The organism is Chitinophaga dinghuensis (assembly GCF_003259435.1).
In the GTDB taxonomy this organism is placed as follows: domain Bacteria; phylum Bacteroidota; class Bacteroidia; order Chitinophagales; family Chitinophagaceae; genus Chitinophaga; species Chitinophaga dinghuensis.
Window position 1 is genome coordinate 268,477 of record NZ_QLMA01000002.1, and the last position, 19,803, is coordinate 288,279.

The 19,803-nt window shown below is 45.4% G+C and carries 20 protein-coding genes; 14 read left to right on the plus strand and 6 right to left on the minus strand.

The annotated features are described in order from the left end of the window. Positions 1 to 8 precede the first annotated feature (8 nt). Positions 9 to 323, plus strand: a complete 315-nt coding sequence (locus CLV59_RS06330) for a hypothetical protein (RefSeq protein ID WP_111591175.1) — start codon at positions 9 to 11, stop codon at positions 321 to 323. A 3-nt stretch (positions 324 to 326) separates the two neighbouring features. Here the strand turns inward: CLV59_RS06330 and CLV59_RS06335 are convergent, their stop codons facing one another. Continuing rightward, positions 327 to 869, minus strand: a complete 543-nt coding sequence (locus CLV59_RS06335; protein WP_111591176.1) for a CAP domain-containing protein — start codon at positions 867 to 869, stop codon at positions 327 to 329. A gap of 401 nt (positions 870 to 1,270) precedes the next feature. Here CLV59_RS06335 and CLV59_RS06345 point away from each other — a divergent pair, with 401 nt between their 5' ends. The 5 genes from CLV59_RS06345 (at position 1,271) to rmuC (ending at position 6,359) form a co-directional block, all read left to right on the plus strand. Further along, the gene (locus CLV59_RS06345; RefSeq protein WP_111591178.1) at positions 1,271 to 2,461 is read left to right on the plus strand and encodes a DegT/DnrJ/EryC1/StrS family aminotransferase; all 1,191 of its coding nucleotides are present in this window, start codon (positions 1,271 to 1,273) and stop codon (positions 2,459 to 2,461) included. A gap of 68 nt (positions 2,462 to 2,529) precedes the next feature. Next, complete coding sequence (gene kdsB, locus CLV59_RS06350) at positions 2,530 to 3,255, plus strand: 3-deoxy-manno-octulosonate cytidylyltransferase (RefSeq protein WP_111591681.1); 726 nt, start codon at positions 2,530 to 2,532, stop codon at positions 3,253 to 3,255. A 21-nt stretch (positions 3,256 to 3,276) separates the two neighbouring features. After that, positions 3,277 to 4,353 carry an iron-containing alcohol dehydrogenase family protein gene (locus tag CLV59_RS06355; RefSeq protein WP_111591179.1) on the plus strand — a complete coding sequence of 359 codons (1,077 nt, stop codon included), beginning with the start codon at positions 3,277 to 3,279 and terminating at the stop codon, positions 4,351 to 4,353. Positions 4,354 to 4,438: 85 nt separating this feature from the next. After that, positions 4,439 to 4,939, plus strand: coding sequence for a hypothetical protein (locus CLV59_RS06360; RefSeq protein WP_111591180.1), 501 nt, complete (start codon positions 4,439 to 4,441; stop codon positions 4,937 to 4,939). Between the two features lie 55 nt (positions 4,940 to 4,994). After that, positions 4,995 to 6,359, plus strand: coding sequence for a DNA recombination protein RmuC (gene rmuC / locus CLV59_RS06365; RefSeq protein WP_111591181.1), 1,365 nt, complete (start codon positions 4,995 to 4,997; stop codon positions 6,357 to 6,359). A 2-nt stretch (positions 6,360 to 6,361) separates the two neighbouring features. Here rmuC and CLV59_RS06370 read toward each other — a convergent pair whose 3' ends face one another. After that, a complete protein-coding gene (locus tag CLV59_RS06370) occupies positions 6,362 to 7,579 on the minus strand; it encodes an MFS transporter (protein WP_111591182.1) in 1,218 nt (405 codons plus the stop codon). Between the two features lie 172 nt (positions 7,580 to 7,751). Here CLV59_RS06370 and CLV59_RS06375 point away from each other — a divergent pair, with 172 nt between their 5' ends. From CLV59_RS06375 to CLV59_RS06390, 4 genes are all read left to right on the plus strand, one after another. Beyond that, a complete protein-coding gene (locus CLV59_RS06375) occupies positions 7,752 to 8,222 on the plus strand; it encodes a Dps family protein (RefSeq protein WP_111591183.1) in 471 nt (156 codons plus the stop codon). A gap of 83 nt (positions 8,223 to 8,305) precedes the next feature. After that, the gene (locus tag CLV59_RS06380) at positions 8,306 to 9,052 is read left to right on the plus strand and encodes an NYN domain-containing protein (RefSeq protein ID WP_111591184.1); all 747 of its coding nucleotides are present in this window, start codon (positions 8,306 to 8,308) and stop codon (positions 9,050 to 9,052) included. Between the two features lie 6 nt (positions 9,053 to 9,058). Beyond that, the gene (locus CLV59_RS06385) at positions 9,059 to 9,592 is read left to right on the plus strand and encodes an O-acetyl-ADP-ribose deacetylase (protein WP_111591185.1); all 534 of its coding nucleotides are present in this window, start codon (positions 9,059 to 9,061) and stop codon (positions 9,590 to 9,592) included. 107 nt (positions 9,593 to 9,699) lie between these two features. Next, the gene (locus tag CLV59_RS06390; RefSeq protein WP_111591186.1) at positions 9,700 to 11,091 is read left to right on the plus strand and encodes a TlpA family protein disulfide reductase; all 1,392 of its coding nucleotides are present in this window, start codon (positions 9,700 to 9,702) and stop codon (positions 11,089 to 11,091) included. A 106-nt stretch (positions 11,092 to 11,197) separates the two neighbouring features. Here CLV59_RS06390 and CLV59_RS28855 read toward each other — a convergent pair whose 3' ends face one another. From CLV59_RS28855 to CLV59_RS06405, 4 genes are all read right to left on the minus strand, one after another. Continuing rightward, positions 11,198 to 11,335 (minus strand): hypothetical protein, encoded by a 138-nt coding sequence (locus tag CLV59_RS28855; protein WP_170137660.1) that lies wholly within the window; start codon positions 11,333 to 11,335, stop codon positions 11,198 to 11,200. A 70-nt stretch (positions 11,336 to 11,405) separates the two neighbouring features. Then, positions 11,406 to 13,379 carry an alpha-ketoacid dehydrogenase subunit alpha/beta gene (locus CLV59_RS06395; protein WP_111591187.1) on the minus strand — a complete coding sequence of 658 codons (1,974 nt, stop codon included), beginning with the start codon at positions 13,377 to 13,379 and terminating at the stop codon, positions 11,406 to 11,408. Positions 13,380 to 13,405: 26 nt separating this feature from the next. Further along, the gene (locus tag CLV59_RS06400; protein ID WP_111591188.1) at positions 13,406 to 13,750 is read right to left on the minus strand and encodes a phage holin family protein; all 345 of its coding nucleotides are present in this window, start codon (positions 13,748 to 13,750) and stop codon (positions 13,406 to 13,408) included. Positions 13,751 to 13,850: 100 nt separating this feature from the next. Continuing rightward, positions 13,851 to 14,777, minus strand: a complete 927-nt coding sequence (locus tag CLV59_RS06405; protein WP_111591189.1) for a hydroxypyruvate isomerase family protein — start codon at positions 14,775 to 14,777, stop codon at positions 13,851 to 13,853. Between the two features lie 479 nt (positions 14,778 to 15,256). On the opposite strand from CLV59_RS06405, the gene CLV59_RS06410 reads away from it, so the two are divergent. The 4 genes from CLV59_RS06410 (at position 15,257) to CLV59_RS06425 (ending at position 19,798) form a co-directional block, all read left to right on the plus strand. Next, a complete protein-coding gene (locus CLV59_RS06410; RefSeq protein ID WP_111591190.1) occupies positions 15,257 to 15,868 on the plus strand; it encodes a hypothetical protein in 612 nt (203 codons plus the stop codon). A 230-nt stretch (positions 15,869 to 16,098) separates the two neighbouring features. Beyond that, positions 16,099 to 17,058, plus strand: coding sequence for a formylglycine-generating enzyme family protein (locus tag CLV59_RS06415; RefSeq protein ID WP_111591191.1), 960 nt, complete (start codon positions 16,099 to 16,101; stop codon positions 17,056 to 17,058). Between the two features lie 27 nt (positions 17,059 to 17,085). Beyond that, on the plus strand, positions 17,086 to 18,423 hold the full coding sequence (locus CLV59_RS06420) for a Gfo/Idh/MocA family protein (RefSeq protein WP_111591192.1): 1,338 nt from the start codon (positions 17,086 to 17,088) through the stop codon (positions 18,421 to 18,423). Positions 18,424 to 18,505: 82 nt separating this feature from the next. Beyond that, positions 18,506 to 19,798, plus strand: coding sequence for a D-alanyl-D-alanine carboxypeptidase/D-alanyl-D-alanine-endopeptidase (locus CLV59_RS06425; protein WP_111591193.1), 1,293 nt, complete (start codon positions 18,506 to 18,508; stop codon positions 19,796 to 19,798). Positions 19,799 to 19,803: the final 5 nt, after the last annotated feature.

A 19,803-nucleotide genomic window follows, 5' to 3' on the forward strand; every position in this document is an offset into this window, starting at 1 on the left:
TTTGTATTATGACAGACGACGAAAAGCAAGAACAACCAACGCAGCAGCCAGGAGAGCCTGGGCCAGGCAATGGCACGGATCCGGATAAGCCGCCGTTCGATATGGACCTGCTGAGATACTTTTTCAAAATCATGAGAACCGTAGTATTCGGATTCTTCTGGATGATGATAAATGTATTCCTGGGCTTGTATCTTGGTTTTGGCGTGCCGGAAGAATCTACTCCCGGCCGACTGTTATTCTTTTATTCTTGGCTGACCATTTCTATGACAGCATTCATTTACTTCCTCTGGCGTATGTGGCGTAAGAAAGAAAAAGAGCCCTGAGACTTATTGCACGCCGTTCCTATGACCCAGTTCCATTGTCCAGGACTTATCATACCGTCCTACGCCGATCTCTGTATAACCGGCCGTCATCATGTTTTTGCAATGACTCGGACTATTCAACCAGCCTAATACTACTGCTTGTTCATCCATATTGCCGGTAGCAATATTTTCGCCATAAGTATTCCAGCGATATCCGGCTTGATCCAGCCGCATACCAGGAGTACTGCCATTTGGCGCATTATGATCGAAGTAATTATTTAAAGCCATATCCTTACTATGGAGATAAGCCGCTTTCTCCAGCAGACCGTTCCAGGTAAGCGGGCCTACAGCAGGCATTTGTACGCCGCCGCAATTGCAACCGCGACTTCTCAGTCCATTTACAAGGGTGAGTAGGGCCTTACGGTCCACGTGATTTTCAGGTACTGTAACTGTATCTACAGCAACAGGTGTAGGGTTGGGGTCGATGGGTTGAACATCGTTTTGTTTTGTGCAACTGCAAAATGTAATCAGCGCTAAGCAAACAATACTTAATAATTTCCCGGACATAACCAGTTAATAAGTGATTAAGTGAAATAGATACCGGGTTCTAAACAGGAGTTAGTTAAAATCAATACTTGTTTTTCAGCAGGAAGAGGATAAAATCAGGCAGGTTGATCAGAGGTTATGGGGTCGAATTTTGGTTTGTTCTCCCTAAGGAGGGCCCAAAGATAGAACAGATATATGGGACTTTTATCACAGGTTTTGCAAACGTAATGTTAACGATAACTGTGATATACTTGCAGATACCTCGCTTTTTGGATTAAATTAATCAGTGCCAAATAGGAACGCATGTTAAATTTTTAGCAAAAGTTAAACAGAAATATCAGTGAAGGGGAAGCCTGATTATAGTAACTTTGCAGCACCAATTAACAACCATATTTCAATTATATTTTTAAAATCAACAGCTTATGCCCGGATTTGAACTATTTGGACCCGAGGAAAGGAAAGAAATAAATGACGTAATGGACACCGGTATCATGATGAGATACGGGTTTGATGGTCCACGTAAAGGTATATGGAAAGCGAAAGAGCTGGAAGCAGAAATGTGTAAAAGACTGAATGTACAGTATGCACAGCTGGCCTCCAGTGGTACTGCTGCGTTGACCACTGCTATGGCCGCTCTGGGCCTGGGCGCTGGCGATGAAGTCATTATGCCTACTTTCACCTTCGTAGCCAGCTTTGAATCTGTATTCTCTGTTGGCGCCACTCCGGTACTGGTAGATGTGGATGATACCCTCACCCTCGACCCTAAAGCCGTTGAAGCTGCCATTACCCCACGTACCAAAGTGGTAATGCCTGTACATATGTGCGGCGCTATGGCAGATATGGATGCCCTTATGGATATCTGTAAAAGACATAACCTGATTTTACTGGAAGACGCGTGCCAGTCGTTCGGCGCTACTTATAAAGGCAAAGCGCTGGGTACTATCGGTGATGCGGGTACGTATTCCTTCGACTTTGTAAAAACGATTACCTGTGCGGAAGGCGGCGGTATCGTTACCAATAATAAAGATGTGTACATCAAATGTGATGGCTATACCGACCACGGACATGACCACATCGGCAACGATCGCGGTCTGGAACAGCATCCGTTCATTGGGTATAACTACCGTATTTCTGAACTGCACGCTGCTGTAGGTCTGGCTCAGATCCGTAAAATTGACACCTTCCTGTCTATCCAGCGCAGCACCAAGAAGATCTTCAAAGATGCATTGTCTGCCATCCCTGGTGTGACTTTCCGGCGTTTGCCAGATCCTGCCGGCGATAGCGCTACCTTCCTGTCCTTCTTCCTGCCAGAAGCAGACCAGGCGCGTAAAGCAGCAGCTGCTATGAAAGCTGCTGGTCTCGCAGCATTCTACTATTATGACAACAACTGGCATTATATCCGTCAGTGGGATCATTTCAAACAAGGTAGCGTGCTGACGCCATTTGCACCAGGACTGAAACAAGCGATGGAAATCTATAAAACAAAAGAATTCCCTGCTTCTGATGCAATCATCAGCAGAAATATCTCCACACCAATCAACCTCTCCTGGTCTGAAGCTGAGATCAAGGAAAGAGTAGAGAAAATGGTGAATGCAATTAAAAGCGCATTATAAATACTGATAAAGGCGTAACCCGGGTAGCAATGCTGCCCGGTTACGCCTTTACACTTAAATATATCGGCATGAAGAAAATAGCGTTGATACCTGCCCGTTATGGCGCTACCCGCTTTCCGGGCAAAATGATGGCTAAACTGGGCGAAAAATCTGTTATCCTCCGCACTTATGAATCCACTGTAAACACCGGCGTATTTGATGAGGTAATGGTGGTGACAGACAGCGATATCATTTTCCAGGAAATAGTAACCAACGGCGGTAAAGCCGTCATGAGCAAAAGAGAGCATGAATGTGGTACAGATCGTATCGCAGAAGCCATGGAACTACTGGATTATGAGATTGTAGTGAATGTACAAGGAGACGAACCCTTCACTCAAAAAGAACCCCTCGAAAAACTGCTGAAAGTATTTGAAGGGGAAGAAGGAAAGAAAGTACAGGTGGCCTCCCTCATGCAGGTACTCACCGATCAACAGTCTATCGAAGATCCAAACTATGTGAAAGTAGCGGTAGACAAAAACTCCAATGCCTTATTCTTCTCCCGCAGCGTTATTCCTTATCCCCGCGCAAAAGATATTACGCCCGTTTACTACGAACATATTGGTATCTATGCTTTCCGCAAGGAAACGCTGATGACATTTACCAAACTGGAACCAACCCCACTGGAACTGGCGGAGAAAGTAGAATGCCTCCGTTACCTGGAAAATGGTATTCCGATGAAAATGGTCGTAACAGAATATATGGGTGTGGAAATTGACACGCCGGAAGATCTGGAAAAAGCGGCAAAACTTTTATAACAAACTAACTAATACGCATATATGAAATTCAGGAATTTTAAAATGGTGGACTACGTGGTTTACGGTAACGGGTGTTTTGACCAGTTAGACGAAATCCTGGCCCCTAAGCGTAATGGCGATGCACCCATGATTTTCTTCGTGGACATGTATTTCCAGGATAAGAAAGAATTTTTATCCCGCGTTCCTCTGCGCGGCAAGGATAAAATCGTGATCATCGATGTAACAGACGAACCTAAAACCAAATATGTTGACCAGATCCGCGATGAACTGAAAGCTGAATTCGGTCAGGTATCCGGTATCATCGGTATTGGTGGCGGTTCTGTGATGGATATGGCAAAAGCGGTTGCCCTGATGATGACCAACCCAGGGTCCTCTGCGGATTACCAGGGATGGGATCTCGTTAAACTGCCAGGCGTATACAAAGTAGGTATTCCTACAATCTCCGGTACAGGCGCGGAAGTTAGCCGCACTTGCGTACTGACAGGCCCTACCCGTAAACTGGGTATGAACTCCGACTTCACTCCATTTGATCAGATCGTACTGGACCCTTCCCTGACAAAAACAGTGGAACCTAACCAGCGTTTCTATACTGCAATGGACTGCTTTATCCATTGCGTAGAATCTTTACAAGGTACTTACCTGAATGCTTTCAGCCAGTCCTACGGTGAAAAAGCACAGGAACTGTGTGAAGAAATCTTCCTGGATAAAGACCAATGGGATGATGATGCAGATGAGAAACTGATGATGGCTTCCTATGCAGGCGGTATGAGCATCGCTTACAGCCAGGTGGGCGTAGCGCACGCAGTGAGCTATGGCCTGGCGTACCTGCTCGGTACTAAACACGGTATCGGTAACTGTATCGTGTTCGACAAACTGGAAGAATTCTATCCTGAAGGTGTGGAGAAATTCAAGAAAATGGTGCAGAAACATAACATCACCATTCCTCAGGGTATCACCAAAGGCCTGACAGACGAACAATTCGATATCATGATCAACGTATCCCTGGGCATGGCTCCACTGTGGGAAAATGCACTGGGTAAAGACTGGAAGACGATCATGACGCCTGAACGTCTGCGCAAGCTCTACGAAAGACTCTAATCAGTTTACAGATAACAGGAATAAAGGCATTCTGTCGTATCGGCAGAATGCCTTTATTAGTTTAACTTCAGACTAAAAAAATACCATGGATAACGTTGAAAAACTGGGCCAGGAACTGGCGCAGGTATTTTTTAGAATAGAAGAAAGAAGGAATCATTGGCATTCTTTTACCAGAGATCTGACAATCAATACTTTAAAAGAAGTCTCCACCAGATTTCCAATGTTCGACTGGGTAGTTGATATTAATGAAGCCTGGCAGAATATGGAATCCGTCTACATCATGTTCAATTATAGCCCCAGCGGAATAGTAGAAAAAAATTCCAATGCGGTGATTCAGAAGATGAAGAAAGGGGGACTGTTGTCTTTCTCACAATCACGAAACGGCCAGATCGTTACCTGGGTTGCTTATCCGTTTATTGATGGTATTACGCAAGATGGACCTAAAAACGCTACCCTGGACACTGTAGAACCGGAAGAGGTAGACAAAGCATACGTACTTCGCTTTGTGGAAAAATTCCTGGAGGAAATGATCGGCTGGGAAAATGATTCCCGCGAAGAGATTGGATTTATGAAGAAACATCGTTGATACGCAATTACAATGCGCAACGAAATAAGAATATTGTAACAGGAGGAAGATTGTCATGCTAGTACCTTTAATAGCAGCGGGAATAGTCGTTCTCGTTCTTTTGTATCTGCTGTTTGCCGCCCATAACCGGCAGCAGGCATTGGAAGCCCGCCAACAGCAATTGCAGGACAAGGCGGTACAGCTGGAAGCCCAGCAATTATATTTTGAAAAAACAATGGCCGACCGACAGTCGCAACTGCAAGATGCGCAGGACCAACTGGAACGGTTAAACGAAGAATATGCCTTGCAAAAAGGGGATATGGGCCGGCTGCTGGAGCAGAATAAATACCTGCAATTGCAGCTGTCGGACGAGCGCCAGCGTATGATCCAGCAACAAAATGAGGCCAGACACGAGTTTGAAAGTATGGCGCATCAGTTGTTGCAGCGCATTTCGGGCAACTTTATGGAACAGAACCAGTCCAAACTGGATGATCTGTTAAAACCACTGTCGGAGAAGATAGATAACTTCCGCAGCAGCGTACAACAATCACTGGTAGCAGAAACCACGCAACGTACTGAATTGCGCGCGGAGCTGCAACGATTGCTGTTCCTGAATCAAACCCTCAGTAAAGAAGCCAATAACCTCACCAATGCCCTAAAAGCCGACACCAAGAAACAAGGCAACTGGGGCGAGATCATCCTGGAGAAAGTACTGGAAGCATCCGGCCTGGAAAAAGGAATCCACTACTTTACGCAGGATAGTCGCTATGATGATGACGGACAACTTCGCCGCCCCGATTTGGTGCTGCATCTGCCGGAAGACAGACGAGTAGTCATCGATTCAAAAGTATCCCTGAAAGCATATGAACAATATTGCAGCGCAGAAGATGATATCTCCCGTCAGCAAGCCCTGAAAGCACATCTGCAATCCGTAAAGAACCATGTGAATGAACTCAGCGCGAAAGCCTATCATTCGCTGTATAATAATACTACGGATTTCGTGATGCTCTTTATTCCTATTGAGCCCGCCTATGCGCTGGCCATTATGCAGCCGGAGGAGGACCTGTACGACTTTGCGTTCCGTAAACGAATTATCCTGGTGAGCGTACCATCGTTACTAGCAACGTTGCGTGTGATCGAAAACATGTGGAAGCTGGATAAACAGAATCGCAATGCGCAGGAGATTGTAAGGCAGGGAGGTGCATTGTATGATAAATTCGTAGGATTTATAACAGATCTGGAAGCAGTGGGAACACTGATGGGACGTAGTCGGGATGCCTATGAAGAAGCGATGAAAAAGCTGACCAGCGGAAATGGTAACCTGGTAAGCAGAGCGGAGAGAATGCGTAAGCTTGGGGTAGACAGCAAGAAGAAATTACCTGAAATTTATGTGCAACAGGCTCCGGAAACAGAGCAGCTTCCGGAACCTGATGAAAATTAATATCAATGGTGGGCTGCTTCGGCAGCCTGCCGGCGAGCCATCTGTTCTTCATAGTTCCGCGGAACATGGAAGAAAGATAAATACAGTACAGCCATTGACGTTATACCCGCCAGCACGAAGAAGGTCATCGGGAATCTTTCGGAGTGATTGTGATAGATTAAGGCAGACAGCCAGGCGCCCAGGCCAATACCTGCTTCCATAGCAATGTACATTGTAGCCAGTGCCCGGCCTTTAAACAGCGGATTACTGAGGTCTACTGTCCAGGCAGTAACAGCAGGAGAGTTAAGTCCCGTAGCTACGCCATAGAATACCGCCGCAGAGAGGAGAATGTATGATTTACTGGCGAAAGCCAACATCAGCATAGAAACGGCCATAATCAGCGAAGAAACCTTCAGAATAGGAATACGCCCATATTTATCAGAGACTTTCCCCGCCAGGAACCGAATACCCATAGAACTTGCCGTATAGAAGGTGAAGAACAATCCTTTATTGGAAATTCCCAGATAGGTGCTATAATCAGGAATAACGGTCAGGATAGCGCCATAACTGAAGAAAGTCAGGAAAGTGACAATAACAGGACCCCATACCAACGGTTCAAAGATTTCATTTCTGTGTATACGCAAGAGTGAAAGACGGAAAGGTTGTTTATTCGGAAGGGTTTCTTTCATCGCTCCCGTAAGAATAACCACTGACAACAACGCAAATGCTGCGGATAACTGGAACATAACGTTGATATTCCATCTTACCGCTACCCATCCCCCAATAGCAGGGCCTATGGCCATTCCGATAATAGAGGCGAGTCCAATCATTCCCATGGCCTCTCCGCGCCGATTGGGCGGCACCAGATCGGAAACATATGCAGAAGTTCCTGTTGGTTTAAAACCTGTGGAGAAACCATGAAAGAAACGCAATAACAGGAAAGCCGCTACAGAACTAACTAAGGGATACATCAGACTACAAACCACACATATCAGCGAACCGAATATCATCACGGGAACACGCCCTATAGTATCCGTCAGTTTGCCGCTGAACGGACGAGATAATCCCGCCATAAGCGTAAACACACCAATAATATATCCTTTGTAATCTTCACCTCCGAGTTTGGTGAGGTATGCCGGTAGTTCCGGTATCATCATGTTAAAGCTGGCGGAGAAAAGGGCATTACTGATACACAGTAAAATAAACTGCAGATTATAGATTCTTCCTGTCGACTGGTCCATGCCGCAAAATTACAACAATGGTACAATTTTAGCGTAGTATTTGAACCCACGAAAAGGCGAACAAAAGCAGTTTTGCTCTGTTAATATTAACCGGCTGTTAAATTGTGATATTTCTCATGTTCCCCTATTCCGGGATTCACTAAATTTATAGTAACCAAAAAAATTCAATGATATGAAAGTAAACACTGGCATACTACCTGAACATGCGCAACAGGTGGCTTTGGAATTGAATAAGGTACTGGCAGATGAAATGGTGTTGTATGCAAAAACCCGTAACTGTCACTGGAATATTGAAGGACCTAGCTTTAAAGAATTGCATGTATTTTTTGAAGAGCAATATGAAGAGTTGGAAGAATACAGCGACGAAGTAGCGGAAAGAATTCGTGCTATAGGGCACTATGCCCTCGGTCGCATGGCGGATGCCTTATCGCTGACTCATCTCCTCGAAGAAGAATATACTAACGATCCTAAAAAACAGCTGCAAAGCCTGTTAAATGACCACGAAACAATTATTAGAAACCTCCGTAATCTGATTGAGGAATTTGATAATAAGTATAAAGAAAAAGGTTCCAGCGATTTCGTTACAGGCCTCATGAGAAACCATGAGAAAATTGCCTGGATGATCCGTTCCTACCTGAAATAATATTCGTTTATAACTTATCTGAACGTGTTGATTGCAACCAGGAAAACGGTAGTAATCAACACGTTTTGTTTTAATACCCTGATATGGATAACACCAAAGACCTAAGACTGGCCGTTCTCATTGATGCCGATAATATTCCTTATCATAATGTCAAAGGCATGCTCGCAGAAGTAGCCAAGTATGGTAATCCTACGTTTAAAAGAATTTATGGCGACTGGACCAAGCCCACGGTTGTAGGCTGGAAGGGCGTATTGCTGGAACATGCCATCACGCCGATTCAACAATATAGCTATACCAGCGGCAAGAATGCCACCGATAGCGCCATGATTATTGATGCCATGGATATATTGTATACCGGCCGTGTAGATGGATTCTGTCTTGTTTCCAGCGATAGCGATTTTACCCGGCTGGCCACCAGGCTGCGGGAAGCCGGTATGTACGTCATTGGAATGGGAGAGCGGAAGACGCCAGGAGCATTCATCTCCGCCTGCGACAAATTTATCTACCTGGAAATACTGCAGGTCAGAGAACGTAAGTCTGCCGAAGGCAAATCCAGTAACTCCAAAGAGAAAGCAAAAGGCATCAGCAAGGCAGATAAAGAATTGATTACCCTGCTCAACGCCAGTATTAATGATATTGCCGATGAAGACGGCTGGGCTTACCTGGGCGAACTGGGAAACCTGCTGTTGAAAAAACAGCCCGACTTTGACTCCCGCAACTATGGCTACAGTAAGTTGATCCAGCTGATTCAGAGCTTCCCTGACTTTGAAATAGACCTGAGAGAAGGCGGCAAGAAATCCGGCAAATTGGTATACGTTCGAAGTAAATAAGACTTGATGAAAAAGATAACTGTAGTTAAGGGAGACATCACCAAAATAGCCGCAGACGCCATTGTAAACGCCGCGAATAGCTCTCTCATGGGCGGAGGAGGTGTGGATGGCGCCATACATCGCGCTGGCGGTCCTGCCATACTGGAGGATTGTCGCGCCATTGTTGCCCGTCAGGGAGGATGTAAAACTGGAGAAGCTGTTATAACAACCGGGGGGAGACTGCCAGCCCTCCACGTCATTCATACTGTGGGACCAGTATGGAGAGGTGGGCAAAATAATGAAGAAGTCCTGTTGGCCAACTGTTACCGAAATTCGCTGGATCTTGCTGCCAGCAATGATTTACATACGATAGCCTTCCCCAATATCTCCACAGGTATTTATCATTTTCCCAAAGAGGAAGCTGCGAAAGTAGCCTTGCAAACGATCACTGCATGGTTGGAAAAGGAGAGTAGTGTAAAGGAAGTGATCCTGGTTTGCTTTGATGAAGAAAACCTCCACTATGTACAGCAGTATTATCATCAGTATGTAAAGCCGGAGTAGCAATCTGATAATGATTATCAGCCGTTTGACACAATGTGTTCCGACATTTGCCAGGCTTTACTATATTTATGGCATAAATCACAAAAACCACAAAAACCACCATTAGAATGAAAAGACTAACCAGCAGCATGCTGCCGGTAGCCCTGTGCATGGCGTTCACAACAGCCCGTGCAGCAGCAGGCCCCGGCCCTGTGTCCCCTATCACCATTATCCAGGGAACTACTGCCAATGAAAAAGCTACCAAAATCTCCCTCATGGCAGTGGAAGAAGGTGTTACCAAAGAAATTGCTACCTCTGAAGTAAATGCAGATCATGCATTCGCTTTCGCGCTGACAAAGCCAGTGGAAGGATTCTATTATCTGACGTATGCACCAAAAGATCTGGGTACACGTATTTATGTAAAAGCCGGCGATCAACTGAAATTGAAACTGGAAGGAAACAGTTTCGACCAACAGGCAGGTTCCGCTGAAAACAAACTGTTACAACAATGGGATAAAGTAGCATCCCCCGTTACCGGACCTCCAAGCAGATTCGATAGCACTACTTTCTACTCTTATTTCCCTACACTGGAAGCGACAATGCCTAAAATTCAGGCCTTCAAAAAGCAATTTGCTTCTCCCAACAAAAACTTCAGCAACCTGATGAAACAGGCTATGGATGTGGATGTGGAGTATGCAGCAATGCGTTTCCTGCTGATCCCTCATTCTGTACATCCTAAGAAGGAACAGTATCCTGCGTATTACAATACCATCATCAAAGATCAAAAACTGTGTGATGATAATGCAATGAAACTGGGTAATGTGAGCGCTTATATCTCCATGTACAGTACATTCAGACATCTGATGAACAGTGAGGCGATGGGTAAAATGGACGCTAAGGACAGATTTGCACAGGGACTGAATGGTTTCTGCAATGAACATGTAAAAGCGCTCTACATCACTAATTCCCTGGGTGCTTATAAAACCTTTGATGGCCTGATTGAAGCGATTACGCCATATCAGAAGTACCTGGTAACAGATCTGGAAAAGAAACGTTACCTGGATTATGAGAAGTCTGTCCGCAAATTTGCTGCTGGCGAAGCTGGCTTTAACTTCTCAGGAGAAACCCCTGAAGGTAAGCAAGTGAGCTTCAACGATCTGAAAGGTAAAGTGGTAGTGGTGGATGTTTGGGCAACCTGGTGTGGTCCTTGTAAAGCAGAACTGCCTTTCTTACAGAAACTGGAAGAAGAAATGGAAGGCAAGGCTGTAACCTTTGTAGGTTGCTCTGTGGATGAGGCAAAGGATAAAGAGAAATGGAAACAATTCGTGAAAGAGAAAGAAATGAAGGGTGTGCAGATGTTCGTGAACGGCTGGAGCGAAGTGACCAAGTTCTATGGTATCACTGGTATTCCTCGTTTCATGGTATTCGATAAAGAAGGTAAGATTGTTACCATCGATGCACCACGTCCGTCTACTCCTGAGCTGAAAGCACTGCTCGAAAAATTACTGGCTAAAGGTTAATAGCCGTTACAAAGCAAAATCTATATTTCAAATAAAAAGGCTTCCTGATCCCAGGAAGCCTTTCTTATTATAATGCGATGTGAAAAAACGGATTGACTATTACGCTTTATTTAGCGTATTTTACCCATGCATACAGGAACATCAAACCAAAAACAACAATGGCTGCTGGCGCCAGAATGTGACCAATGCTATCGCCTACTTTGTAGAAGTTGGTCGTGTGTACTACGTCTAAAAGATTGAACATGGTAAAATATGTTTATTATTTCCGGATGCAAATTAGAACATTACGCCCAAATTCCCAATCCCGTTTTTTTCTACCAGGTTAATAATTGGCGGATATGCGTGTCCAGTCTGGATTTGGCCAGGAAATTTTTTTCCAGATCTATGGCGAAAGGCACTGGTGTATCCAGGCTGCCACAGCGCATAACGGGGGCATCCAGCAGATGGAAGCAGTGTTCGCCGATCCAGGCGGCAATTTCAGCTCCAAATCCGCCAGTGAGGGTATCTTCATGTAGTACCAATACCTTTCCTGTGGCGGAAACCGATTGTTGGATAGCGGAATAATCTAATGGAATGAGGGTCCGCAGATCCAGGATGCCTATGCTCAATTCCTGATGGTCCGCAGCATATTCCCGTGCCCAGTGTACGCCTGCCCCATAAGTAATAATCGTAATGTCTTCTCCTGATTGTAGCAGTCGGGCTTTCCCGATTTCCGTTGTGTAATATTCATCCGGCACTAACCCGCTAATGCTGCGATAGAGGGCTTTATGCTCAAAGAACATCACTGGATTAGGATCTGCAATCGCTGCATTCAGCAGTCCTTTGGCATCTTCCGGAGAGGAGGGGTATACGACTTTGAGTCCGGGTACATGTGTAAACCAGGCTTCGTTGCTCTGGGAGTGGAAGGGGCCGGCGCCAACACCTGCACCTGTAGGCATTCTGATGACTACATCTGCATTTTGTCCCCACCTGTAGTGGATTTTGGCGAGGTTATTCACAATCTGGTTGAATCCGCAGCTGACAAAGTCGGCAAACTGCATTTCCACCATGCTTTTAAATCCTTCCAGAGATAGTCCCAGTGCGGCCCCGAGGATGGCGCTTTCACAGAGGGGCGTATTGCGTACGCGGGCTGCGCCGAATTTGTCCAGTAGTCCTTCTGTAATTTTGAAAGCGCCGCCATAGGTGGAAATATCCTGGCCCATGAGGATGAGTTGCGGGAATTCCTCCATCGACTGGCGCAGGCCGTCGGAAATGGCGTCTATAAAGCGTTTCTCGGTTGTTTTGCCGATAGGGTAATGAGGTGGTGGTGTGGGAGCGAAGAGGTCCTGTAATTCAGCCGCCGTATCTGTTTTGCGGGGTTTGGATACCAGCCCTTTGGCTACTTCTTCCTCTATGCGATGTTTGAGGGTATCTTTCAGCTGTTGTTGTTCATCGGCTGTCATGATACCTTCCTGGAGGAGGAATTGTTCGTATTGAGACACGGGGTCTTTCTGGGCCCATTGTTCAAAGAGTTCCGGTGGCACATATTTGGTACCGCTGGCCTCTTCATGTCCGCGCATACGGAAGGTGAGGGCCTCGATGAGAACGGGTTTCTGTTGTGAAATGGCGTATTCGCGGGCCGTTTTAACGGTTTGGTAGACTTCCAGGAGGTTATTGCCATCTACTTGTACGCCTTCCATGCCGTAGCCGATTGCTTTTTCCACGAGGGAGGCGCAGCGGTACTGCTCTGAAACTGGCGTACTGAGGGCATAGCCATTGTTTTCTACCAGGAAGATGACCGGTAAATCCCATACTGCGGCCACATTCAGCGCCTCATGGAATTCGCCTTCGCTGGTGCCGCCTTCTCCGGTGAAAGTGAGGGTGGCTTTATTTTCTTTTTTCAGTTTATGGGCCAGCGCGATACCATCTGCAATAGATAGCTGTGGTCCTAGATGGGAGATCATCCCGCAAATGAAATGAGGCCTGCTTCCGAAATGGAAGGAGCGTTCGCGCCCTTTGCTATAGCCTTCTTCCTGGCCCTGCCATTGCTGTAGCAGTTTTTCCAGGGGCATATGCCGGGTGGTGAATACGCCGAGATTTCTATGAAGGGGTAATATCCATTCATCGGCATCCATTGCCAGGGTGGCTCCGGTAGCAATGGCCTCCTGGCCAATTCCCGAAAACCACTTGCTTATTTTTCCTTGTCGCAGCAGTAACAGCATTTTCTCTTCTACCAGTCTCGGATACACTAATGCCTGGTAAAAAGACAGTAACTGATCCCTGCTGATGTTGGATCTGTCGAAATACATGCACCGTAAGATTTTAGAGGAATGACCTAGTTGCTGCCCGCCAACCCGCTCAGAACGGAGTTGATAATGGCCATAATGATACTGAAGAGCAGTGCCCACCAGAAGCCATCTACACGGAATCCAGGCACCAGCTTGGCCGCAAGCAGAATGATAATAGCATTGATAACAAACAGGAACAGTCCCAGTGTGACAATAGTTACCGGGAAGGTGAGGATTACCAATAATGGTTTAACAATGACATTAAGTAAAGCAAGTACCAGTGCGAGGATAAGGGCCGTTGTGAAATTCTCTACCTTAACTGCTGGTTTTAACAGGTATGCCGTAAACATAGCGGCAACAGCACTGATTAATACGCGGACAATGAAACCCATAGGAAGTAATTTAAATAACGGGTGATGAATTGTTTTGGTGAGATAGCCGGTTTGGCCAGATGGTTGGCCATCTCACCAAACCGTTTTTCCGATATTTAAATTACAGAAAATTGTCGGCATCTCTATAAGCTTTTATCAACGCCGCTTCTCCTTCGGCACCTTTGATGGAATTGCCATGTTCCATACCCAGCACGCCTTTATAGCCTTTCTGATGCAGATGTTTGAAAATATTTTTATAATTAATTTCTCCTGTGCCCGGCTCTTTACGGCCTGGGTTGTCGCCTATCTGGATGTAAGCAATTTCATCCCAGCACATATCGATGGTTGGAATGAGGTGACCGGTATTACGTTGCATATGATAGATATCGTACAGAATCTTACAGGAAGGACTGTTGACGGCCTTACATACTTCGAAACTCTGTTCGGCGGTACGTAAGAAGAGATCTGGCGTATCGCTTAGCGGCTCCAGCACCATCACCAGGCCATGAGGTTCAAAAATTTCAGCGCCTCTGCGCAGCGCATCCACTACATGGGCAGTTTGGATGCCCATCGGCAAACTGCGGTCATAAAACCCTGGCACTACGGTTGCCCATTTAGCATTGACTCTCTTCGCTGTTTCTACACTTTGCTTACAGGTTTTGATAAATGCATCTTTGAATTCCTGTTTTCCGGAAGCCAATGATGTTTTCCAGTTGTTGCCGGTGTCAACAACAAATACGCCCATTGTCATATTTTTCTGGGCCAGCAGGCTACCAATTTTATCCTGCATAGCAGTATCCCGGCCCAACATGCCATTGTCTTCAATAGCGCGGAAACCTTGATCATGCATATATTTTATCTGATCCAGGAAGTTGTCGCCGCCGCTGTTTTTAAACATACCATCATGTGGAGCATAGAGCATGTTAAAGGGTTGACCGGCTGCTTTTTTTTCATTGGGTGTAGCGCTGGCATTGGTTGACAGGCCTCCTAAAGTGAGCGCGGACAAGCTGGCAAGCGCCCCTTGCTGCAGAAATTTTCGTCTTTTCATAACGCTTGGATTAAAAGTAAAAAGGACACCCTTAAATTTAAAAGGTTTTAAAAGGAAATACTAACAAAATGAAAAAAAATCAATGAACGGCGAATTATCAAGCGCTAGAAAATTTTTTTCATTTACGGTCATTTTCTATCTTACTGAGAGACATTGTGAACCGGACTGTATAGCTATTCGGAATACACCCAAAGAAATGCTGTATTGGCGCATGGAAACGATAGTTACCGGCCGGAGAAAATTGTGAATATACCCGATACCTTACCAAGAAAACTTTTAATAACCTATACACATGAAAAGAATACGCCCTGGAAAAACTGCTGTTAACTCAATTGTTGTGTGACAATAAGTGCATTATCCCTGGAACGAATTGAACGTAATGTGAATAACGCCTCACTAATACTAACAGTCAGTATTGTCTTACCACTAATCTAAACCAACACTGTAAACCATCTATTTAACACATATTAAACACTACAATGAAAGGTATCATTAAATTTTTAGGCTGGGCATTTTTAGCCCTTATCGTACTGGGCATTATTGGGGCTGTCTTTACAAAGAAGTCTGATAAAGGCACTACCACCACAGTGGCCACCAGCGGCACTGCTGATGCCAAACCTGCCGATACGGGCAAAGAAGGGGAGAACGCAGCTGCAACCTCGGCCGCTCCTGCAATCAGCTGGGCCTATAGCGAAAGCGAGGATAAAATGACCTCATCTGTTATTAAATACGCAACTGTAGATGCGAAAGACCAGCTGGAATTTGATTTCCCTTATAATGGTGGTTCTACTGCCACCATCATCATCCGTAAGAAGAAAGGTCAGAACGATGTACTCCTGCAGGTAAGTAAAGGACAGTTCAATTCCAAAGTTAATGGACAGAACATCATGCTTAGATTTGATGAGGAACCTGCATTTTCTCTGAACACTTCCTCCCCAAGTACCCACGAAGGGAATGTGCTCTTTATTAACAACGCCGAGAAGTTTATCAATAAAGCGAAGAAAGCAAAGAAATTGCTGGTTGAAGCAGAATTCTTTAATAGTGGAACCCGACAAATGGAATTTCCTGTTGAAGGGCTTCAATGGAACTAATTAAATTGTATACAGGCCCGTCTCTACAGCGTAGAGACGGGCTTTTTTTAATACTATACCCCAAGGATTAATCGTATAAAGAACACGCTTTATTTTGAAAGGTGTTTAAAAGAGCTGCCTCCCAGGCGAAAAAAAATCAATGAAGAGCGATTTTTTTCGTTCATCACAAAATGTTTGTTTCCAGGAGTTCATTTTCTATCTTACCAGAATACATTACCCAATCGATACAGATGAACAAGTTTTACGTGACCTTATTAGCGGGCGGAATGCTTTGCCAGTCGGCGTTTGCCCAGAAAGATAGCGCATTTGCCGCCTATGAGCAGCAAATACCGGGAACAGATATACGTTTTAAGATGGTACCGATCAAAGGTGGCTCTTTTACCCTGGGAAGTCCCCAAAATGAAAAAGGCAGGAAAGCGGACGAAGGGCCTGCCAAGAAAGTGAATATCGATGACTTCTACATGGGCGCTACAGAGGTGACCTTTGATGAATATGACCTATATGCCGATAGAGATAAATTACCACTTCCAGATGGCATGACCCGTCCTACGCCCCCATATATTGACCTTACGCTGGGAATGGGGAAATCCGGTGGCTATCCTGCTAACAGTATGAGTCAGTACGGGGCACTGATGTATTGCCGCTGGCTATATAATAAAACCGGCGTTTTCTACAGACTCCCAACCGCTGCAGAATGGGAATATGCTTGTCGCGCCGGTTCTACTACAGCTTACCCATTTGGCAATGACGCTTCGAAATTGAAAGAATATGCCTGGTTTAAGAATAACAGTGAAGATAAATACCATAAAGTAGCGCAGTTGAAACCCAATGCATGGGGATTATATGATATGCTGGGTAATGTGGAAGAATGGACCATGGATCAATATGATGAAAACGGCGTGGCAAAAGCAGAAGAGTCCAATCCCTGGATGGTTCCTTCGGCCAAAACACCCCGACTGCTAAAAGGGGGCAGTTATGAAGACGAGGCTACCTTGTTACGTTCAGCCGCCCGTTTAAAATCCGATCCGATATGGAACCGCAGAGATCCACAGATTCCCAAGAGCTTCTGGTGGAATGCGGATGCTCCATTTGTTGGTTTTCGTTTAGTCCGCCCCGTTAAGCAGCCCACGAAAGAAGAAGCAGATAAATTTTTCGCAGATACAATAGATAAATATGTTGGTTCCCGCTAGTACTCACTTTCCAAAAAAATAAATTTTATGGACACTGAAAAAAGTCAAGAATTCCACGTTCAGGGTCGCCGCGATTTTGTAAAACAATCCTCCTTAATCGCTGGCAGCCTGTTAGCCATGCCTATTCTGTCTAAGGCAACCTCTTTTGAAGCCAAAGGCGATGTGATTAAAATAGCGTTGATCGGCTGTGGTGGCCGAGGTACAGGCGCTGCTACACAAGCCCTCAGCACTAAAGAAAACGTACAACTCGTAGCAATGGCGGATGCCTTCCCAGACAGGCTTGCAGATAGTTATAATAACATCAAAGAAGCCCTGGGCGATAAAGCCAGCAGAGTAAATGTTCCGGACAAAAACAAGTTTACCGGATTTGATGCCTACAAAGAAGCCATCGCGCTGGCGGATGTAGTCATCCTGGCAACCCCTCCCGGCTTCCGTCCTATCCATTTCGAAGAAGCGGTAAAACAAGGGAAGCACATCTTCATGGAAAAACCAGTAGCCACCGACCCGGCAGGGATTAAAAGGGTACTGGATGCTGCTGCCATCGCTAATACCAAGAAACTCAACGTAGTAGTAGGTCTGCAACGCAGATATCAAAACTCTTACCGCGAATTATACAAACGTCTGAAAGACGGTATGATCGGAGATATCCTCTCTATGCAGGTATGGTGGAATCAAGGCGCGCTCTGGGTGAAACCGCGCAAGCCGGAATATACCGAAATGGAATACCAGATGCGTAACTGGTACTATTTCAACTGGCTCTGTGGCGATCATATCGTAGAACAGCATATCCACAATATTGATGTGGGTAACTGGTTTAAGGGCGATACCCCTGTAACTGCCTATGGTATGGGTGGCCGCGCTATCCGCACAGAGAAAGAATACGGCGAAATCTTCGACCACCACAGTGTGGAATATCGCTACTCCGATGGCGTAGTGATGAATAGCCAGTGTCGTCACTGGAAAGATTCTGCCAGCAAGGTAGACGAGGAAATCGTTGGTACCAAAGGCCGTATTTATTGTGGCGCCGGTAAGATTGTGGATGCGAAAGGTAAAGTACTGTATCAGTTCGACCGTAAACAGGAAAACAATCCATATCAGGCAGAACACGATGAACTGTTTGCTGCTATTGCCCAGGGGAAATATAAATTCTCTGATGCCCTCCACGGTGCACAGGCAACGCTTTCAGCAATCATCGGACGTATGTCTACCTATTCAGGACAAATAATCCATTGGGATAAAGCGTTGGAATCCGGACTGGATATACATCCGAAGACATATGCCTTCGATGCCCAGCCACCGATCCTGCCAAATGCTGATGGATTCTATCCATATGCCAAACCCGGCATAACCAAATATATTGGTTAGTTTAGACGGACGATGCCGGGGTTTGTTATCAGGACACACAAATTCCCGGCATCGCCATCTTTATTATTCGTATTTTCCGGCCATGAGGAATTTTACCATGGCAATGCTGTTGACTTTCACCGCTTTAGCGGGAAAAGCGCAACAGGCGAATATCTCCAAATGGGCCAGCACCCAACTACTGAATAGTGCACCCCTCAAGGAAGCCCATACCGGCATCTCCATATATGAACCTGCTACCGAAAAATACTGGTTGCAATATCAGGATGATAAATTCTTTACGCCCGCATCCAACACTAAGATTTTCTCTCTTTATACTGGCCTGAAACTATTGGGCGATTCTCTGCCTGCTGTTCGTTATTATGAAAATGATACGGCCATTTTTCTGAAAGGCACTGCTGATCCCTCTTTCCTGCATCCAGACTATACCTTTCAACCATTGCTGGCTTTATTACAACAGACGAAAAAACAGATTTATATTGTCGGTAGTGGAAATGCCAACAAACGTTATGGCCCGGGATGGTCATGGAGCGACTATGCAGACGACTACCAGCCAGAACTGAATGAATGGCCCATGTATGGCAATGTGGTGCGCCTGTATCATCATCGGGATACCAGTGTTATGATTCCTGATCTGTATGATATGGCAGTACAGCCGGATGATACCAGTAAAGAAGTGATTACAGACAGAGAAGAGCGAAGTAATTATTTCTACCTGAAATTCAATAAGAAAGATAATAGTATCAGTAAGACAGAAGTCCCTTTTATCACAGGCTCCATCCAAGATTTGAGGGAACGTTTAGAAGATACGTTGCATCGTCCCGTTGGTGTGGCAATGTCTGCTCCCACAGGTAAGTATAAACTGTTGCGCAGTATACCGGTGGATTCTCTCTTTACACCGATGATGCATCGCAGTGATAATTTCTTTGCCGAACAAACATTGATGATGTGTTCCTCTCTGATGTGGGATAGTATAAACAGCAGAAGAGTGATCCGCTATATGCAGGATAATGCATTGAGTACGCTGCCTCAAAGTCCGCAATGGGTGGATGGTTCCGGACTTTCCCGCTATAACTTGTTTACTCCCAGAGATTTCGTTACAGTTCTAACCCAGTTATATAAAGAGTTTCCTACTGCAAGATTGTTTGAAATTTTTCCAACGGGTGGAAAGGGCACGCTGAAAAACTATTACAAAGAACAGTTTGTACATGCCAAAACGGGCACGCTAACAGGCAGTGTATGTTTAAGCGGCTACCTGGTGACGAAGAAGAATAAAACACTAGTGTTCAGTGTGTTGGTGAATAATAACAGGGATAGTGCAACGAGTGTAAGAAAGGCGGTAGAGAGACTACTGACCATGATATATCAGGAATACTAATCTGA

What these genes read in the sequence shown, in the direction of transcription:
- CLV59_RS06400 (WP_111591188.1), bottom strand. Translation starts at nt 13,750, where the DNA reads ATGGGTTTCATTGTCCGCGTATTAATCAGTGCTGTTGCCGCTATGTTT.
- CLV59_RS06370 (WP_111591182.1), bottom strand. Translation starts at nt 7,579, where the DNA reads ATGGACCAGTCGACAGGAAGAATCTATAATCTGCAGTTTATTTTACTG.
- CLV59_RS06385 (WP_111591185.1), top strand. Translation starts at nt 9,059, where the DNA reads ATGAAAAAGATAACTGTAGTTAAGGGAGACATCACCAAAATAGCCGCA.
- CLV59_RS06420 (WP_111591192.1), top strand. Translation starts at nt 17,086, where the DNA reads ATGGACACTGAAAAAAGTCAAGAATTCCACGTTCAGGGTCGCCGCGAT.
- CLV59_RS06355 (WP_111591179.1), top strand. Translation starts at nt 3,277, where the DNA reads ATGAAATTCAGGAATTTTAAAATGGTGGACTACGTGGTTTACGGTAAC.
- CLV59_RS06345 (WP_111591178.1), top strand. Translation starts at nt 1,271, where the DNA reads ATGCCCGGATTTGAACTATTTGGACCCGAGGAAAGGAAAGAAATAAAT.
- CLV59_RS06380 (WP_111591184.1), top strand. Translation starts at nt 8,306, where the DNA reads ATGGATAACACCAAAGACCTAAGACTGGCCGTTCTCATTGATGCCGAT.
- CLV59_RS06405 (WP_111591189.1), bottom strand. Translation starts at nt 14,777, where the DNA reads ATGAAAAGACGAAAATTTCTGCAGCAAGGGGCGCTTGCCAGCTTGTCC.
- kdsB (WP_111591681.1), top strand. Translation starts at nt 2,530, where the DNA reads ATGAAGAAAATAGCGTTGATACCTGCCCGTTATGGCGCTACCCGCTTT.
- CLV59_RS06410 (WP_111591190.1), top strand. Translation starts at nt 15,257, where the DNA reads ATGAAAGGTATCATTAAATTTTTAGGCTGGGCATTTTTAGCCCTTATC.
- CLV59_RS06335 (WP_111591176.1), bottom strand. Translation starts at nt 869, where the DNA reads ATGTCCGGGAAATTATTAAGTATTGTTTGCTTAGCGCTGATTACATTT.
- rmuC (WP_111591181.1), top strand. Translation starts at nt 4,995, where the DNA reads ATGCTAGTACCTTTAATAGCAGCGGGAATAGTCGTTCTCGTTCTTTTG.
- CLV59_RS28855 (WP_170137660.1), bottom strand. Translation starts at nt 11,335, where the DNA reads ATGTTCAATCTTTTAGACGTAGTACACACGACCAACTTCTACAAAGTA.
- CLV59_RS06395 (WP_111591187.1), bottom strand. Translation starts at nt 13,379, where the DNA reads ATGTATTTCGACAGATCCAACATCAGCAGGGATCAGTTACTGTCTTTT.
- CLV59_RS06425 (WP_111591193.1), top strand. Translation starts at nt 18,506, where the DNA reads ATGAGGAATTTTACCATGGCAATGCTGTTGACTTTCACCGCTTTAGCG.
- CLV59_RS06415 (WP_111591191.1), top strand. Translation starts at nt 16,099, where the DNA reads ATGAACAAGTTTTACGTGACCTTATTAGCGGGCGGAATGCTTTGCCAG.
- CLV59_RS06390 (WP_111591186.1), top strand. Translation starts at nt 9,700, where the DNA reads ATGAAAAGACTAACCAGCAGCATGCTGCCGGTAGCCCTGTGCATGGCG.
- CLV59_RS06330 (WP_111591175.1), top strand. Translation starts at nt 9, where the DNA reads ATGACAGACGACGAAAAGCAAGAACAACCAACGCAGCAGCCAGGAGAG.
- CLV59_RS06375 (WP_111591183.1), top strand. Translation starts at nt 7,752, where the DNA reads ATGAAAGTAAACACTGGCATACTACCTGAACATGCGCAACAGGTGGCT.
- CLV59_RS06360 (WP_111591180.1), top strand. Translation starts at nt 4,439, where the DNA reads ATGGATAACGTTGAAAAACTGGGCCAGGAACTGGCGCAGGTATTTTTT.